General features: G+C 42.0%; 10 protein-coding genes. 3 read left to right on the forward strand and 7 right to left on the reverse strand.

Annotated elements, in window-relative coordinates; genetic code table 11:
• Positions 1 to 621 precede the first annotated feature (621 nt).
• From H6G97_RS12230 to H6G97_RS12240, 3 genes are all read left to right on the forward strand, one after another.
• Positions 622 to 6,003 carry an eCIS core domain-containing protein gene (locus H6G97_RS12230; RefSeq protein ID WP_190940874.1) on the forward strand — a complete coding sequence of 1,794 codons (5,382 nt, stop codon included), beginning with the start codon at positions 622 to 624 and terminating at the stop codon, positions 6,001 to 6,003.
• The gene (locus tag H6G97_RS12235; RefSeq protein WP_190940875.1) at positions 6,000 to 6,431 is read left to right on the forward strand and encodes a hypothetical protein; all 432 of its coding nucleotides are present in this window, start codon (positions 6,000 to 6,002) and stop codon (positions 6,429 to 6,431) included. Before H6G97_RS12230 ends, H6G97_RS12235 begins: the two co-directional genes overlap by 4 nt.
• 115 nt (positions 6,432 to 6,546) lie before the next feature.
• Positions 6,547 to 7,398, forward strand: a complete 852-nt coding sequence (locus H6G97_RS12240) for a hypothetical protein (RefSeq protein ID WP_190940876.1) — start codon at positions 6,547 to 6,549, stop codon at positions 7,396 to 7,398.
• Positions 7,399 to 7,459: 61 nt separating this feature from the next.
• Here the strand turns inward: H6G97_RS12240 and H6G97_RS12245 are convergent, their stop codons facing one another.
• From H6G97_RS12245 to H6G97_RS12275, 7 genes are all read right to left on the reverse strand, one after another.
• A complete protein-coding gene (locus tag H6G97_RS12245) occupies positions 7,460 to 8,047 on the reverse strand; it encodes a L,D-transpeptidase (protein ID WP_190940877.1) in 588 nt (195 codons plus the stop codon).
• A 491-nt stretch (positions 8,048 to 8,538) separates the two neighbouring features.
• A complete protein-coding gene (locus H6G97_RS12250; RefSeq protein ID WP_190940878.1) occupies positions 8,539 to 9,192 on the reverse strand; it encodes an MORN repeat-containing protein in 654 nt (217 codons plus the stop codon).
• 788 nt (positions 9,193 to 9,980) lie between these two features.
• Complete coding sequence (locus tag H6G97_RS12255; protein WP_190940879.1) at positions 9,981 to 11,516, reverse strand: protein kinase domain-containing protein; 1,536 nt, start codon at positions 11,514 to 11,516, stop codon at positions 9,981 to 9,983.
• A gap of 112 nt (positions 11,517 to 11,628) precedes the next feature.
• Positions 11,629 to 12,576 carry a LysR family transcriptional regulator gene (locus H6G97_RS12260; protein WP_190940880.1) on the reverse strand — a complete coding sequence of 316 codons (948 nt, stop codon included), beginning with the start codon at positions 12,574 to 12,576 and terminating at the stop codon, positions 11,629 to 11,631.
• A 428-nt stretch (positions 12,577 to 13,004) separates the two neighbouring features.
• Complete coding sequence (locus tag H6G97_RS12265; protein WP_190940881.1) at positions 13,005 to 13,958, reverse strand: WGxxGxxG family protein; 954 nt, start codon at positions 13,956 to 13,958, stop codon at positions 13,005 to 13,007.
• Between the two features lie 774 nt (positions 13,959 to 14,732).
• On the reverse strand, positions 14,733 to 16,031 hold the full coding sequence (locus H6G97_RS12270) for a HEAT repeat domain-containing protein (protein WP_422394180.1): 1,299 nt from the start codon (positions 16,029 to 16,031) through the stop codon (positions 14,733 to 14,735).
• 43 nt (positions 16,032 to 16,074) lie between these two features.
• The gene (locus tag H6G97_RS12275; protein ID WP_190940882.1) at positions 16,075 to 16,488 is read right to left on the reverse strand and encodes a QcrA and Rieske domain-containing protein; all 414 of its coding nucleotides are present in this window, start codon (positions 16,486 to 16,488) and stop codon (positions 16,075 to 16,077) included.
• Positions 16,489 to 16,866 lie beyond the last annotated feature (378 nt).

Below are 16,866 nucleotides of genomic sequence, written 5' to 3' on the forward strand. Positions count from 1 at the left end.
TTCCACATTGCTTGACCGCACGAAGGGCATTTTTTTTGAACACAATCGAGTACTTCAAACGATGTTGCCTCTGGTTTTAAACTTTTTCTTGCCAAGTTTTTGCACCATTATTTCGCTACAAGGTCAAGATTACAGGATTTCCGCTCTTCTCTAGTAAGTTTTGCCACGCTAGAAAATAACAAATATACACTGCCTGCGGCGGTAGAATCGTATTACTGTTAAGACTGTCTTGAAAGTTAAGCGATCGCTACCAATTAATTTCAGCGCGATCGCTACTCTTATAGAGTGAAACGAAGTGCGATCACTTTGTTTAGTTTAATCCTGGAAAATAGTCCCATTATTTAATGCAGAAGTTGCTACAGACTGCGCGATACACCGAAACGTGAAGGCGGAAGTTGCTACAGACTGCACGGAACACCGAAACGTAAAGACGGAAGTTGCTACAGGGAAGACGGAAGCTGCTACAGATGCAATCGCATATCTTCTAGGTTAGGGAAATGGACATGAAATTGCCAAATTCTCAGAATTTGCCCACCCTACACCTCTTGAAGTGCAGTAATAAGTGCGATCGCTGTTGTCGGGTGTGTTAACTAATTAATAAACTTCTCGAAAACTTAGACTTTGGGTGAATTACTCCATGAGTGCGATCGCTATATTATAGATGTTGCTATTAACAAGTTACTCGCCCGTTTGCTGCTCGGTCATCAGGAGAATAAAATGGGAGAACACGTAGGACAGCACAAAAAAGGTATCACCGCTTCCTTCTCAATACCTACACTCAAACAACCAACACGCGGTTTTGGTTTAGAGTCCTCTGGTGCTTCGTCCCAAGCAACTACTGACGTGCAGCTTAAAAAACCTCTAGGGCACGACATTAGCCGAATGTCACTGCGCCCACAAACAAAACTTACAGTTAACCAGCCTGGAGATGTTTACGAGCAGGAAGCTGATAAAGTAGCACAGCAGGTAATGCAGAGGATGAGCGAACCTGCTGGAAATCAGCAATCTATCCAACGGGAAGAATTGCTAGAGGAAGAAGAAGAATTACAAATGAAATCCCTGGCGGGTTCCAGTATTTCCCTGCAACGGGAAGAATTGCCAGAGGAAGAAGAAGAATTACAAATGAAATCCCTGGCGGGTTCCAGTATTTCCCTGCAACGGGAAGAATTGCCAGAGGAAAAGGAAGAATTACAAATGAAACCCCTAACTGCTTCGTCTCAAGCAGTTAGTAGGGTGCAACCCTCAAACAAACCTCTCACCCACGACATTAGTCGAATGTCACTGCGTTTACAAACAAGACTCACAGTTAACCAGCCTGGAGACGTTTACGAGCAGGAAGCTGATAGAGTAGCAGGTCAGGTAATACAGAGAATGAGCGAGTCGGTGAATCGCCAGTCTATCCGAAGGGAAGCATTACCAGAGGAAGAAGACCAATTACAAATGAAATCTCTGGCGGATTCCATTACTCCTGTAGTGCAGCGTAAAGGTGGCGGAGGAATAGCAGCAACATCTGAGCTAGAAACTTCTATTCAACAGGCACGTGGAGGTGGACAGCCACTCTCAGACGACATCCGCCAACCAATGGAGGTGGCGTTTGGAACTGACTTCAGCAGTGTTAAAGTCCACACAGATAGCCGCTCCGATCAGCTGAACCAATCCGTCCAAGCTCGTGCTTTCACCACCGGACAGGATATTTTCTTCCGTCAAGGAGAATATTCTCCAGGGAGTCATGGAGGTAAGGAATTACTTGCCCATGAGTTGACCCATGTTGTCCAACAAAATGGTAGTGCAGTTCAGACGAAGGCAGACCAAGCAATCAGACGGAAGCCTGATTCTTTAAAAACAGAAGCAGTGAGGGTTTCTGAACTATCTCATCAAGATATAGATATTCAGCGGCTTTGCTCAGAGTGTGAGCAAGAGCAACAAGTTCTGCAAGCCAAAGAACTCCCTAGTCGCACTATCCAACTTGCTCCTCATTTACAAGCCGTAAACACTCAATCCTCGCAAACTATAGAGCAAGATGCAGCTGAATATGTTGATAAGGATGTACGTCAGAGACTTGATAATAATTTCTCAGCTAAAGGAAATGCTGGCGTAAAATTTTCTCTGGCTAGTGGGACAACAGAACCACCACCAGATGACAACCCGCAAGAGCAAGATCAGTCTCCCACAAAGGCACAAGAAGCTAAAAAAGCGTTAACTTCGGGTGAGGCTGGCAATGAAAATTCAGTTGAAATCGCTGCACCCCAGGATGAATCTTCAGCAGTAGTTGAAACTGGTTCAGCAGCAAAGACTGAAGGCGGAGCTAATGTGACAGCAGAAGCTGTTGAAGCTGCAAAAACTGAGAGCAAAAAGACCAAAAGCGAAAAGAGCGTAAACAAAGACGGTGATGTTAAAGGTGAGGAATTAGAGAATTTACCTCAATTGAAAGCAGTTACATCTGTTGCAACTGAAGAAAAAGCGCCTAAACCCAATCCAAAAGGAATAACTAAAGCCCTTAACCCTGAAACTAAAGCAGATAAAGGAAAGCAACTCAAAGGTGAAGAAAGCGTACAAAAAGCTGGTGCTGTCAAAGGTGAAGGCTTAGAAAAACCACTTCAATCAAAAGCAGCTGCAACAGATGTTACTGGAGAGAAAGCCACTAAGCTAAATCCAGAAGGAATAGCTAAAGCCGTTAACCCCAAAACTGTGGCAGAGAAAGAACAAGCCACAAACGCCGTTTTAGAAGCAAAAGCAAAGCAAAATGCTGTAAATACTAAAACCTCCCAATTGGCAGCGACAGGAATTAATTTTGCTCCCCCTCAGCAGGAAGAGACACCGGAGCAGGAAGAAGAAAATGCTATCTTCCAAGAACAGCAAAAAGCTGCGGCTATCAGCATAACAAATAGCTTTTTGGCTGACGCGGCTTTGCGAGTGCAGACAATTACACAACTAGGGCAAGGAATTGGCGCACGTATCCAAAATTCGGCTGAAAATACCAAAGCTTCTATTATGGGGTCAGTTCAGCAACAAAAGGCAACTGTTTCTGCCCAAATTGCTCAACAGCGTGATCAAGCGCAAAGTGAAGCCCAAGCTACAATAGCTCAAATTCAGGCACAGTATCAGGCAGCAACAGCAACAACTTCTCAGGCAACTGCCACAAGCCGTCAAAAAGTTGGAACAGAATATACAACGTCTCTTCAGAAAGTGGACGCGAGTGAAAATAAGCAATTAGCACGGATTGAGGAATTTTACACCCAGGCTAGAGAGAAATACCGTGCTGCTGGTGTCAAGATAGGAAATGAAGCGATCGCTTTTGGCGAGCAAAAGGCTACTCAATGGGAATCTCAAATTACTGGTAAAGATGACAGTTTCTTGGACGGCCCACTTACCGATAACCGACTCAAAGCGAGAGCGAAGGCTGCCAGAGAAGTAGCCAAACAATACAAAGACGGTTTAATTGAAGAAGGCAATAAACAGGCTGATGGAGTCGCTCAAGGCAAGCCGAAAGATATTGAAGCTATCCATGACATAGCTAAGAAGTCTCGTGAACAACTGCAAACTCTGCAACAGCAAAGCCTGGACAATTTAAATGCAGTTGAACAGCAGACTCTTTCTCAACTGGCAGAAGCTCAAAACCAGTTGACTCAAACGGCTAACCAGACCCTACAGGGTACATTACAGTCTTTAAACCAACAGGAAGTTGCCCAATTACAATTGTTAGAGGGTTATGGGCAACGCCAAGTATCGGCAATTGAGCGGGATGCCGAAAAAGCGATCGCCTCCATCCAAGATGGAATTAACCAAGCTGCTGCCAATCTCCAAAATGCAATACAAGATACCCAAGCTCAACTTGAAGGAATGCCAGTTCCTAATCCAGATGAGTTAGGTGTAACTTTAGCAGAAATGCTCGCGCAGTTTGACAGTTCTGTTGCTAAAGTCCAGGAGCAAACCGAACAGGGCATTACAGCCTCAGAACAGGGGATTGTCCAAGGAGGGCAGCAAGTTGTTGGTGGAATAAGTAAGATTGCTCAAAGTGGGCTGGAAGAGTCTGCGGCTGTTACTCAAGAAGCAAAGTCTACTTTAACGAATCTCAATCAAGGCGCTACAGACACCTTCAACCAGATTCAGCAAGCTGTGACAAAAACAGTCACAAATACCACCGAAACAGCCGTTACAGGTTTTGGTCAAACTACCCAAGGGGTTCAGACTGCTTTCGATCAAGTTAACCAAAATTTGGATAGCAACTTCCAAAAGAGTGTCAATGACCTGGAAGAAGGTCTGCGTGGAGCTATACAAGGCTCGAAGCAACCGAATCTTGACTCCGATATTCAGAAATATGCAGACGAAGCAGCAGATAAAGAAGAACCGCGCTGGAAAACAGTCCTCAAGGTTTTGCTAGTTATTGCTGTCATTGTTGTGGCAATAATTGTGGCTCCGGCAGTTATTGGTGCCGTTGGCGCGGTAGCTGGGGCACTGGGAGCAGGAGCCGCAGCAGGTGCGATCGGTACAGTTGTTGGTGGTGCAATTGTTGGTGCTGTTGCTGGTGCCGTTATTCAGATGGGCAACAACGCCATCGACGGCAAGAACCTGCTAGACGGTGTAGGTAAAGCTGCCTTGGTGGGTGCGATCGGTGGTGCGCTGGGTGGTGCAGGTGGCTTATTGGGTAACGCATTGGGTCAAGCAGGTAGACTTGGTGCCGGACTGACTCAATCTGTCCTAAAGTTTGGCATTGATGTGGCATTCGATATTGCTGGCGCGATTGCTGGTGACTTGGCAGTGGGGAACCCAATTACTGTAGAAGGAATTCTGATTGGTGCGGGTATCGGTGCAGCCGTCCAAATCTCTACAGCTAATCTGGGTAAACTGGGTAAATTTGGTCGCAGTGTTCAAGGTATGCAAACCAGGACATTCCAAGCAGGAGAGCGGTTTGGCACTTCGCTGGGAGATGGAATTAAAAGCGGTTTTGGCGGCAAAGTTGATGCACCTACAGTTGGTCGCCCCGATGTGGATGTGCCTGGTGTTCAGCGCCCTGCAACTGAAATTCCAAGAGGCGATCGCTTAGTGGCAGATACGCCCAATTCCACCAGACCTGATATGGATATGCCTGGTGGCAAGCAACCTGAAATAGAGGTGAAAGCTCCTGAGACAACCACACAAACTGGACGCAGCACTCATGTGGATGAGCCGGAAGTTGAGCCTGGTGTTGTTGCCAAAGAAACAACGGCCGATGGACATGAAATCAAAGTTCTCAAAGATGGTCGCGTCGTTCGCTGCTCAACCTGTGGAGAAATAAGGCAAGAATACAAAGAAATACTTGAACAAAACCCCGATCTCAAACAACGTCTCGACGAGATTGAAAACATAAAAGATGCGGATGCAAAAGCTAAAGCAGCAGAGCAGTTTGCAGATGAATTATCTCAAAAGAAACAAACTGAGCAATCATCTAATGACATTAGGCAGGATGAGAATATACCTGGAGCTAAAGCACAAACGTCCGATGTCAATACTACAGACTTGAAGCCACCGGAGGCAAATATACCTACTAAAGGAAACACATCAGAGGTAGAGCAGTCAGCATCATATGCCTACCGTGTCCAAGGAGGCACAGCTTTGCCAAAGATCAGCCATGAGCGGTTACAAGTTGGCGGAAATGGTGAAATAAAAGTGATACCCGAACCTGGTAAAACAAAACAGACAAAATTATACATAACCTTTGATGATCCACAACGGATGAGGGTGTATTTAAGAGACAATCGCCCTGGTGCATACCTTATATCTTTTGAAGTAGATCCTGCATTCGTTCAACAAGTTCGCGCAAATGCGGTAAGACAAGCGGAAATTCGTGGAAACAGGGGGGCACCAGAAATTTCTGATCCATCAAAGACAACTCCTGAAGTTCGTGAGCAATTAGGTTTACAAAAACATGAGTCTACTGCTTATGGATTGCCAGAAAAGTGGATCGAACAGCTAGAAAAGGCTGCTCGCCCCGGTACAGTAAAAATAGAGAGGGATGAAAAATGAAACCAGAAGATTTAGATCCTGACGACCTGATTGGTGCTGTAAAATACAACTCGAAGTGGCGGTTCTTTGGTGGCACTGTGGCTGAGTGGATCTTAGATTATGCCTCATATGACCCAGACTTCGATCCTTCAAAAAGTGATGTTGTATTCCGAAATAACTTGCTCAAAGTAGATGAGACGAACGCCGTGCATTTCCTTAAAGCAATGGAACCATATGAACTACTTGTTACAGATTTACAACAGTTAATTAAGCAAGAAGGAGCTAATAATTGGCCACTGACCACAGTTGTTGACTTTGACAAAAAAACATACGTCAACGGTTTTTCTGAAATACCTTTACATCAATATGTTCCTACTGGTTGGACAGGATATGAAGGTTATACTCTTGACTATGTACCAGAAAACATTAGAGCTTTTTGGCAGCAATAAAATGCTTTTTTAGTTTAGAAACATTGCAACACTTGAACACAGCCTGTTGGATAGTGAAATGATGGAACTGTCTGGTAAAAAATAGCTGCATTGTAGTCTAAACCAGGAGTTAGCTATGAAACCCAAGGATAAAAGTTCCCTCTGGACTGATTCCAAGCGATCGCGTTACTTTCTCATTCCCAAAAACCAAAAGCTATCGAGGGGAAGCTTCATCATCTGTACGCTGACTGGTACTACAAAGAAAGTCACACAAACTGCGATCGCTCCCTTTGAAATTCCAGAAAAAGAAGCAAAAGCATACCTCAAGGCTGAGATGAATAAGGCAATGCAGGAAGCAAAAACTGCTTTATCCAACTTCACTTCAGTCTCAACACAGACATTAGAAGATGATCAAGCCGCATCAATCCCAAATATCATCTCCTCACTTTTGGGTATCACACCTGAAGAGTTGCAAAATAACCCAGAAGCAGCGCAAACTGCCTTTGTTAATCTCTACACTGATCTCAAAGGCTTGTTGAGTGAATCAACCGATCAAAATCCTGCCCAAGTTGAGGCTAGGCGATCGCGTGTACGTTCCCTGCGAGAAACACTACAAGCCGAAGCAATTAACAACGAGGAAATTGAAGAACTACCCGGAAAGCTGCAAGAGACGCTTTCCTCCGCAGAAATTGAAGGATACCTACACGAAATAGTTGCTAAACTACGGGATTTGACAGGCCAAATCCACCAATCCCCTGATAGAGTTAGTCAGAAAATTGATGAAACTATTGAATCTTTGATCAAAGATTTTTTTGTCGAGGAAGAAAAGTGCCTGGAAGAAAAAAGAAAGCAAGATTACAAACAATCAGCACAAGATGCAATCAGCCAATCTTTGCGAACCCGTGGTTTTGTCTCATTTGCTAGTGGCGGCTTCAATTCACCAACAAAAGCAACCCTTGAAGATGAGCAAAATTTACACCCAGGTTGAAAGGTAAGCCAATTATTCAGCATTGGAGATTTTTAGTATATTTATATGGAGTAAACCCAGATTAAGGTTCTACTATAACAGTTGTACTAAGTTTGACCATTTCATACAGTTCACGAACATCCTCGTTATACATCCGAACGCAACCATGAGAAGCTGCTTTCCCGACAGATGTTCTATCAGGAGTACCATGAAATCCGATGTATTGTCTGCCAACATTCCAAAATGCAATCCAGCGTTCTCCCAAGGGATTATTTGCACCTGGAAGAACTAATTTTCCAGTCTGAGGATGTGTCCAATCTGGATTTTTCAACATCTCAATAACTTTGAACTTTCCTATTGGCGTTTCCCACCCTGGTTTACCAACCGCGACTGGGTAGCTAGCTTGTAAGCTGTCTCCTTTGTATACATACAGCTTCCGCATACTTCGTTTAAGTACCAGATGGATGTGTTGTTTAGAAACTGGGAGAACAGTTGGCTTGACTATAGAAGATGCTGGCTTCTCAATTGTTTTTTGGGAATCTGCGCGTTTCTCAATACTCACCCTAGCAGTATGCTGTAATTGCAGCCAGAACAACAGCGCAATTGCACCAAAACCAATACTTAAACCAGTACAAAGTTCCAGGTTCTTCTTGATTATCTTGTTTTGCATAAACTATTCAGCTTGGAGCGAAGCTAGCTATTTAAGTTAAAATAATCACTTTTTTTAATCAACTGTAAGAAAGTATACCAATTTCAAAAAAGAATGCGGCATATATATACTCCTCAACCCTTGTTATGTATGGCTTTCTCAATGAGCGTTTGAGTGAATTGGTATTATCTGATTCATCAAAGGGCATACATCGTACAATTCCAAATCTGAGAGGATGTTTGAAAAGCGTTTTGTCGGTATCAAAAGTTTTAGAACCCTCTAAATCCCCGGATAAATTGGGGGAATTTGATTCCGGTTTCCTCCTTTTTAAGCAGTTGGGGGTCTAAAAGTACCTAAAGTCACGGCGAAACACTTTTCAAACAACCTCTGAGGCAATGCTTAAAGCCTTAATCAGGCTACCTGATATATTGTTCTATCTTCATTACTACCTTAAAATATGCTTTTTCTCAACAATGCAAAATTAAAGAATCAGCAAGCTTAATTCCTAAATTCTAATTACAAGATAAATTATCGCTTCCTTCTAATTTATCTTGACTCCAGATTCCATCTCGTTCAGCTTTATCTGCAAATATGTAAACTCCTTCTCCTTGACATTTATTCTTAGCAAAGTTTCCTCGATATTCGCTTCCGTTTCTCAATTTTAAATGTCCCAACCCTTGCAATTGATCATTTTTAAACTGACCTAAGTAATAGTTAATATTACTTTCTACCGGATATGATAATCTCCCACAACCATTACGTTTATTGTTTTTAAAGTCTCCATAATATTGAAAACCATTCTGCTTAAAAACCATCAACCCTCTACCGTTGGCTTCTTTCGTTTTTGGATTGATTTGCCCGTAATATCTATAGATGTTAGTTTCCCAGGTTGGCTTGCCTGTAGCTGGGGGGGGCGAGGATAGCTGTTGATCATTATTGCAAGGTAGTTGGGAGAATTCTGAAGAAGTTGGTATCGTATTTGGTGCTGTTGTGGGAACTGGTGCAGCACTTGGCGTAGAGGATGGTGCTGTTGGGGAACGTGGTATAGTCATTGGTTCAGGAGATACTGGCGATGATTGTTGCCCTAGTATTTCCTGTATCGGAAGAAGACTTAAACTTGTAGAAATAAGTAAGCAATAAGTAGAAAGTAGAAATTTTATCTTCATAAAACACCTTTCTTCTTTTTATAATGTGTATTAATTGAAACTCATTAATAAATACTAACTCTCTAGAAAATCGTACTTAATGAATACTTATAAATAACGATAGTATGCTAATATTGCAGCCAGACTATTACAAAATATATTAACTATGTCTTAATAGAGATTTAGTATGAAATTCACTTCATCAAAATATAATTCATAAATTAAGTGTAAACTATGAAATTTATTTAATTGCTATACATGAAAATAAACTTAATGTTTCATACATAATAAAAATATTTATATAGATAGATGTTTGGCTTTTAAACACAGTAATAAAATAGAGTCTTTGGTTAATATCTTTTTTACAAAATTTGAAAATTGATAAAAGCCTTTATCAAGTAAAACTAGTATATATACTCACGTAGAATCAAAGAGAATCTGTATAAGATACAGGCTGCCAAAAAATAGATGGTAGAGATTGAAGTCGAACTTTAGTAAGGACAAGTTGAACAAGCAATAACCAAGCTTAACAACATTAATCAAGTGGGAGATACCCAATTTAAAAACTACCTCCGCTCTCCATAAGCATCGGTTGGTAAATTAGATATACTTCCAAACCTAACAATTATCTCCATCACAGAGCGATACCTTCTCTACGAAACACTGCACGAACGCTAATGCAGAATTTTTCGGTCTACTGAATTTACTATTTTTGAATGCAATTCGGTCTGAGGAATTTAAACCACCGTCAACGTCTGAAATTAAATTGATGGAGAAACTGTTTCCTAAGCAAAGAAACTGAAAACTAGTTAAAAGGATTTTGGGTTGAGAAAGCTGATACTTGGCATACTAGGCGTTGAAGGTTCCTTATTACATAATAAGTTACTTCCTTCTAATTTATCTTCATACCAGGCTCCATCTCGCTCAGTTTTATCTGCAAATATATATACTCCTTCTCCTTGGCATCTATTATTAGCAAAGTTTCCTCTATATTCGTTTCCATTCCTCCATTTTAAATATCCTAGCCCTTGCAATTCATCATTTTTAAACTGCCCTAAATAATAGTTAATATTACTGTTGACCGGATATAATAATTTTCCACAACCATTACGTTTATTATTTTTAAAGTCTCCATAGTATTGAAAATTATTCTGCTTAAAAACCATCAACCCTCTACCGTTGGCTTCTTTTGTTTGTGGATTGATCTGCCCATAATATCTATAGATGTTAGTTTCCCAGGTTGGCTCTCCTGTAGCTGTAGGGAGTGAGGCTAGCTGTTGCTCGCTATCGCAAGGTAGCTGAGGGAATTTTTTGATTGTAGAAAGCGATTTTGGAGTAACTGCTTGTGGCTTTGGGGGAGTTGGTGATTGAATGATATATCTAGACACCACATACAAAGACACGATAGATCCAAGTAAAACTGCTCCGCCTGTTACCATAACTTTGCCATTAGATAGCGATCGCCAGCGATCTAACTTTGGTTTTGGTGATGGTGATGATGGTGGCGGTGGCGGTGGTGATTGAGTAAGTGCTTGCAACGCTTCTGCTGCTGTTTGGTAACGCTGGCTAAAGTGAGAGCGCACCATAGTTGCTAACACCTCGGCAAATCTGTCGCTGACATTCGCCTGATCCCGCCAAATTATTTCACCTGTTACGGGATCTTCGGGTAAATCTCGAGGTGCCATGCCTGTCAGGGCTTGAATACCCAGCATACCTACTGCATACACATCACTACATAGTTTTGGCTTGCCATTAGCTTGTTCATTTGGCATGTAGCCATTTGTGCCGATGAGAATGCTTGATGTGACTTGACTTTGAGTATTTGTATCCAAGCATTTAATTTCTTTCACTGCTCCAAAATCAATCAGCACAATCTTTCCGTCTTGATGACGCATGATATTCTGTGGCTTAATATCACGATGAATAATATTTTGTTGATGGATAACTGCTAAGATTTCTAAAACATCTCTAAGCAGTTTTTTTACTTGTGCTTCATCCCAAGGCTGACCTGCTATTATTTCTTTGCTTAAGTCATGCCCATCAATAAATTCTTGTACTAGGTAAAATTCGCCGTTTTCTTCAAAATGGGCAAATAGTTTGGGAACTTGGTTATGAATCTTGTCTAAGCGATATAAAATTTCAGCTTCCCGATTAAATAAACTTTTAGCAACCTTCAGAAGTGCTTCATCCTGATTTTGCGGTTTCAGATGTTTGACAACACATTTAGGCTTGGGATTTGTAGGTATATCCAAATCTTCTGCCAAATATGTCTTGCCAAATCCACCGCTTCCCAAGGGTTGAATAATTTTATAACGACTGCGGAGTACTGTGCCAGTAGGATGCATCAGATTTATCCGGCATTAAATAAGGAATATAGTAAGGTGACAGTACATCATGTACGTAAGTAGATACATATATTATAAACTCTTAAAAACATAGCCACTAAATCACGAACAATTAGGAAGCCGATCGCTGCTGGTCAATTTGCAGTGGAATATTTTCCCGCACGAGTTGCCAAAAGTGCTTGATGGGTGGAATTTGCAGACGGTCTTGAGTTGTTACCATAACTACCCGACGAGTCAAACTGGAACCATCTGCTAAACCACTAATGTTATTGCTAGCTAAAGAACGAATCGCCAGAGTAGGGTCAAGACGAGCTTCCAGTAATGCTGATTGAGGTAGCAAAGCTATCAGTTCTCCTTGGCGCACCACTCCCCGGAAGGCATCTAGCGTATTTACCTCTAAAGCCGACTGGAGTGTAGCTTCTATTCGCTCAAATCTATCTTGTATTAAGCGTTGCATCCCATAACCATCTTTAAAAACCACTTGGGGATAACGAATTAGCTCCGACCAAGGGATGAATTCATATTGGGCTAATGGATGATTGGCTGCGGTTAGAACTTCTATCGGTTCATCATAAAGCACTTCGACCACCATTTCTCTACTAGTGGTTAAAAAGCGATTATTCATCACAATTGCTAAATCCACCAATCCATCTTTAAGGACTTTCAAGGCGCGATCGCTTCCCAATGAAGTCACCCGCAATTGCACATCTGGATAATCACGACAAAATTTTTGCAACACTGGTGGTAAGTAAGATCCGCACAGGGAATGAATTACGGCAATGCAAAGTTCTGGTTGCTTGCCGGCGATTAAATCGGCTAATTCTTCTGTAGCAGTCTGCCACTCTTGGCAAATTTTGCGGACGCGGGGTAGCAAACGTTCACCTCCCAGCGTCAGCTTGGCATGACTGCTTCTGTGAAACAGTTCTATCCCCAAATCTGCTTCTAATGCCTGAATTTGGCGGCTAATCGTCGATTGGGTAACACCACATGTTCGCGCTGCTTGTTGAAAGCTGCCGGTTTGGGCGATCGCTAGAAAGGCTTGCAACTGCTCTAGGCGCATTTTGTATGTAGCCTGAATTACATTTATCGGTTTTATTAAGTTAACGGATTTTTAACCGCAATTTAGTAGAATTTGTTACAGGTCGTTGACTCTAATTGATATTTAAGTAAATCAGTTTTTACCGCCTTTATCGTCCATTATGCGCTTTACATCGATTTTTTCGGCAAATACCGCCAAAAAATAATTGACTATTTTCTGCTGAAATATATGAATTTTTAGATAAGACTTTTAGAGAAACCTATTGCAAAAATACTTAAACCGCCAGAGACTTAAGCCCCTGGCGGTTTTCCAACTTTTGCAATAGGTGTAGTGTCAATACGGTTCGGTTAAAGGGGAAAGGTTTTAAATACACCCCTTATCCTTTCCCCAGACCACAAGGAAAGTGAAAAATGCTTATCCCAACCGTATTGGGTGTAGTGTGGTTAATACTATCTGGGGCGAGAACTTGTTACTTCATTAGGATCGCTATAAGCACGGGGTTTTTCCCGATTACGAGTTAGACCTGCTAAACCAGCTAGACCAACCAAACCTAGCCAACCCCAATTGAAACTGCGATCTCTAGTTCTTTGGTAAGTTGTGCTATCTATACTTCTGTTAGTGCCTGTGGTATCAGTGCCAGTTGTGCCAGTACCTGTGGTATCAGTACCTGTTCCAGTTCCTGTAGAATCAGTGCCTGTTCCAGTTCCTAGACCACTAGTACCACTACCTGTAGTTCCAGTACCTGTACCTGTGCCTGTGCCGCTACCTATACCACTGCCTGTAGTTCCAGTACCCGTAGAATCAGTGCCTGTTCCAGTACCTAGACCACTAGTACCACTACCTGTAGTTCCAGTACCTGTACCTGTGCCTGTGCCGCTACCTATACCACTGCCTGTAGTTCCAGTACCCGTGGAATCAGTGCCTGTTCCGGTACCTAGACCACTGCTACCACTACCTGTAGTTCCAGTACCTGTGCCTGTGCCGCTACCTAGACCACCGCCTGTAGTTCCAGTACCTGTGGAATCAGTACCTGTTCCAGTGCCTAGACCACTGCTACCACTACCTGTAGTTCCAGTACCTGTGCCTGTGCCGCTACCTAGACCACTGCTACCACTGCCTGTAGTTCCAGTACCTGTTCCAGTGCCTAGACCACTGCTACCACTACCTGTAGTTCCAGTACCTGTGCCTGTGCCACTACCTAGACCACTGCTACCACTACCTGTAGTTCCAGTACCTGTGCCACTGCCTGTAGTTCCAGTACCTGAGCTAGTGCCACCACTGCTGGAGCCTGCACTGCCAGAGCCTCCACTTTGGGCAAAAACAGAAGGAGGTAAAGACACAGAAGCGAAACTGATGGCAAAGGCAGTAGCTAAAACAGCTTTAGATAAATCGGAAGGCTTCATACTTAATGTTTCCTTTTATGTTCTAGATTTCTGGGTTGATTGATTTTCAAAACCGATATTGTCTACTCAATCCACTGCTAAATAGGTAAATTCTCACAAGAGTTCAGCAGTCTTTCACCTAACTTCTTTTGGAAAACTTGAAAGCATTTGAAGATTCCATAAAAACTTAACTAAGTATTGTTCAGATTAAACAAAACAATTCATAATTGGTAATTACTAATTCAAGGTTAAGAACTTACAACTAAAGTCGCTTGTTCATAATAGATAAGGAATGACGATATTTATTTTTAATATATAACTACATTCATTTCTATCCCATTTTGAATTACTTATTATGAATTATTTTGTTCTTGCTACACAGCAAGCATAACTGTTAGTTTTTTGCTTGACTTCTACCATAAGAGTAAAACCGTTTATATCGCAGGAATTAATTTGGCATTAAAGTTAGTCTATGAGTGTCAAAAGAATCAATCAAACGTTTTGGAGGTTGTAAAGTTATTTGGTTATAAATGAACTAAAAACTATAAGCAGCCAGATGCTGCCAACGGTTAATACTCTATTAAGGAGACTCCACAAGCTTATTTCACCTGAGAACTTATAAGTTCATACTTCAGGTGTGTCTTACTTTAGACTTAAGGAATACTTTTGTTCTCAGTTAAGTAGGACGGCGTAAATAATTTAAGGTTTGTAGCAACAGCTTTAGTTCTCTCTTATTTATCTACCAAAGGCTGTACCAACGAGAGACTAGGCGATTAAAAGTTACAGTTCTAAAATTTACCATTCGGCTAAAGCGATCGCTATTCCTTGTTGCAAATCTGGTGTGAGTGTGGCATTGTTTGCTAACTGCTGCAATTGTTGATGTGTGGCTTCCTCATCCAGATTTTTTAGTGCAGCGATCGCATGCAGTCTCACCGATGTATTACGATCGGCTAGCAGCGAAATCAAGGGTTCAATTGCTTGCATTTTACCTAACTGCCCTAAAGACAAGGCGATCGCACTTCTGATGCTGGCAATCTCTGTGACTGGATGTTGCAATCGCAGTATTTGCAATAAGATTTCGGCGGCTGGTGTCGTTAACTGCGATTCTTGCACTCGTCCCAAAACTGTGACAATTTCTTGCCAGAGTGTCTCAGAATTGCTTTGATTCAGTGCTGTTTGCAAATATTCTAAACTGGATAACGTTCCTATCCAACTTAAAGCGCGGATACTTTCTAATTGCAGTGGTAGAGGTGTATGAGGTGAGATTAGCAGATCAAATAAGTATTTAGCAGCCTCATTACTACCAATTCGAGAAAGGGCAACTGCGGCTGCACAACAAACTTCAAGGTTAAAGTCGTACAGCTTTGGTTGTAGTCTTTTCACTAAATCTAATGCTTGGTGTAAATCAGGGCGAAAACTTAAACCAAGTACTGCTGCACGCCTAACTGTGGCAGCTATATCATCCAAAGCGTTCAACAGAATTGGTGGTACACGTTCGTCATGAAAACTGCTGAGGGCTTCAATTGCAGCGGCGCGGACTGCTACTTGGGGATCTTGGACTACACTCAACAGTGGTGCGATGGTTTCTGCTTGCCGAATACAACAAAGCGATCGCACTGCCAAAAGCCGTGTATCTTCATCTAATAGAAGCTCTGTTAGTGAAGCGATGGCAACAGTACCCATTTGTCCCAGTGCTGTAGCTGCGATTGCTTTGAGTTCTTCATCCTCATCAGTTTTCAACAATTCCACTAAAGACGCGATTGCATTTGGCTGCTGAAATTCACCCAAAGTCCTTGCTGCATACCAGCGTAATTCTTCTTCTGCATCTTCATCTTCTAATATCTCAATAAGTGGTGGGATGGAAATATTTCCCAAGTGAGTCAACACTTTGGTAATTTCCCAGCGTTGGTGAAAATCCCCCATTTCTAAGATTGAAAGTGTTAATTTCAGCAGATATTCTCGATTTTTAACTATCTCTGGGTGTTCCGAATCTGCCCCTAAAGTTAACTGTTGTAAATATTGAATTAGCAATGACCAATCATCTGCATTATATGCTGCCTCAGCTTGCACCAAAAGCTGTTTGATGCTATTCACAATATCTTGCCTCCTGCCTCCTGCCTTCTGCCTTCTGCCTTCACTAGGTTGGCTTAACTACAACTGAATCACCCTCAATTTTGGCGGCATAAGTTTTTAGCGGATTTGTCGCTGGGCCTTTTTGCACTTTTCCATCAACCCCAAATTCAGAACCATGACAGGGGCAAGCGAATTTTTTTGCCTCAGCTTTCCATGCTACGGTGCAGCCTGCGTGAGTACAAGTAGGATCAACAGCAGTCAGATTGCCGGCTTTAGATGTACCGACTACCAACACAGGGCCAGCAGGTGAGTTTTTTGCCAACAATTGACCTGTTTTATCTAATTCTGCCCTTGTACCCACTGCTTGCCAATCCCCAGATGCTGGAGTTGTTTGAGAAGAACAAGCTGCGATCGCTACAGGTAAAGAACTCGCAATCAAACCCAAACCTACCCAATTAATAAAATCACGACGTTTCATAGTTGCTGAAATAATATCTAGGTTTTAGCTCACATCTGCCACTGAATTTTGGATTTTCGATTTTCGATTAATCTATGGCAATCTAAAATCGCTTTCGTCATCTCAAATAGCGTTAATTAAGGGTTCTGCATCGCTTATTAGTGAGTTTGATGCAAAAAATGCATATTATTCATGTGTGTTTCGCAATTTTATCCAAAAAACGTAACAATTTATACGATTTTAACAAAAATCTCGCCTTAAGTTATGAGTATCGAAATTGTTACATGAACATTATCTAAACCTGCTTGACAAATTCCCAAGATGTAAATGACGCCAAACGCACCTCTGTGCGCCCCTACAAACCAACCATATTCTACAGAATTTAAAAAAGTTCTAAAT

Origin of the sequence: Nostoc flagelliforme FACHB-838 (genome assembly GCF_014698065.1) — a bacterium.
GTDB classification, from domain to species: domain Bacteria; phylum Cyanobacteriota; class Cyanobacteriia; order Cyanobacteriales; family Nostocaceae; genus Nostoc; species Nostoc flagelliforme_B.

What these genes read in the sequence shown, in the direction of transcription:
- H6G97_RS12235 (WP_190940875.1), top strand. Translation starts at nt 6,000, where the DNA reads ATGAAACCAGAAGATTTAGATCCTGACGACCTGATTGGTGCTGTAAAA.
- H6G97_RS12240 (WP_190940876.1), top strand. Translation starts at nt 6,547, where the DNA reads ATGAAACCCAAGGATAAAAGTTCCCTCTGGACTGATTCCAAGCGATCG.
- H6G97_RS12245 (WP_190940877.1), bottom strand. Translation starts at nt 8,047, where the DNA reads ATGCAAAACAAGATAATCAAGAAGAACCTGGAACTTTGTACTGGTTTA.
- H6G97_RS12250 (WP_190940878.1), bottom strand. Translation starts at nt 9,192, where the DNA reads ATGAAGATAAAATTTCTACTTTCTACTTATTGCTTACTTATTTCTACA.
- H6G97_RS12255 (WP_190940879.1), bottom strand. Translation starts at nt 11,516, where the DNA reads ATGCATCCTACTGGCACAGTACTCCGCAGTCGTTATAAAATTATTCAA.
- H6G97_RS12260 (WP_190940880.1), bottom strand. Translation starts at nt 12,576, where the DNA reads ATGCGCCTAGAGCAGTTGCAAGCCTTTCTAGCGATCGCCCAAACCGGC.
- H6G97_RS12265 (WP_190940881.1), bottom strand. Translation starts at nt 13,958, where the DNA reads ATGAAGCCTTCCGATTTATCTAAAGCTGTTTTAGCTACTGCCTTTGCC.
- H6G97_RS12275 (WP_190940882.1), bottom strand. Translation starts at nt 16,488, where the DNA reads ATGAAACGTCGTGATTTTATTAATTGGGTAGGTTTGGGTTTGATTGCG.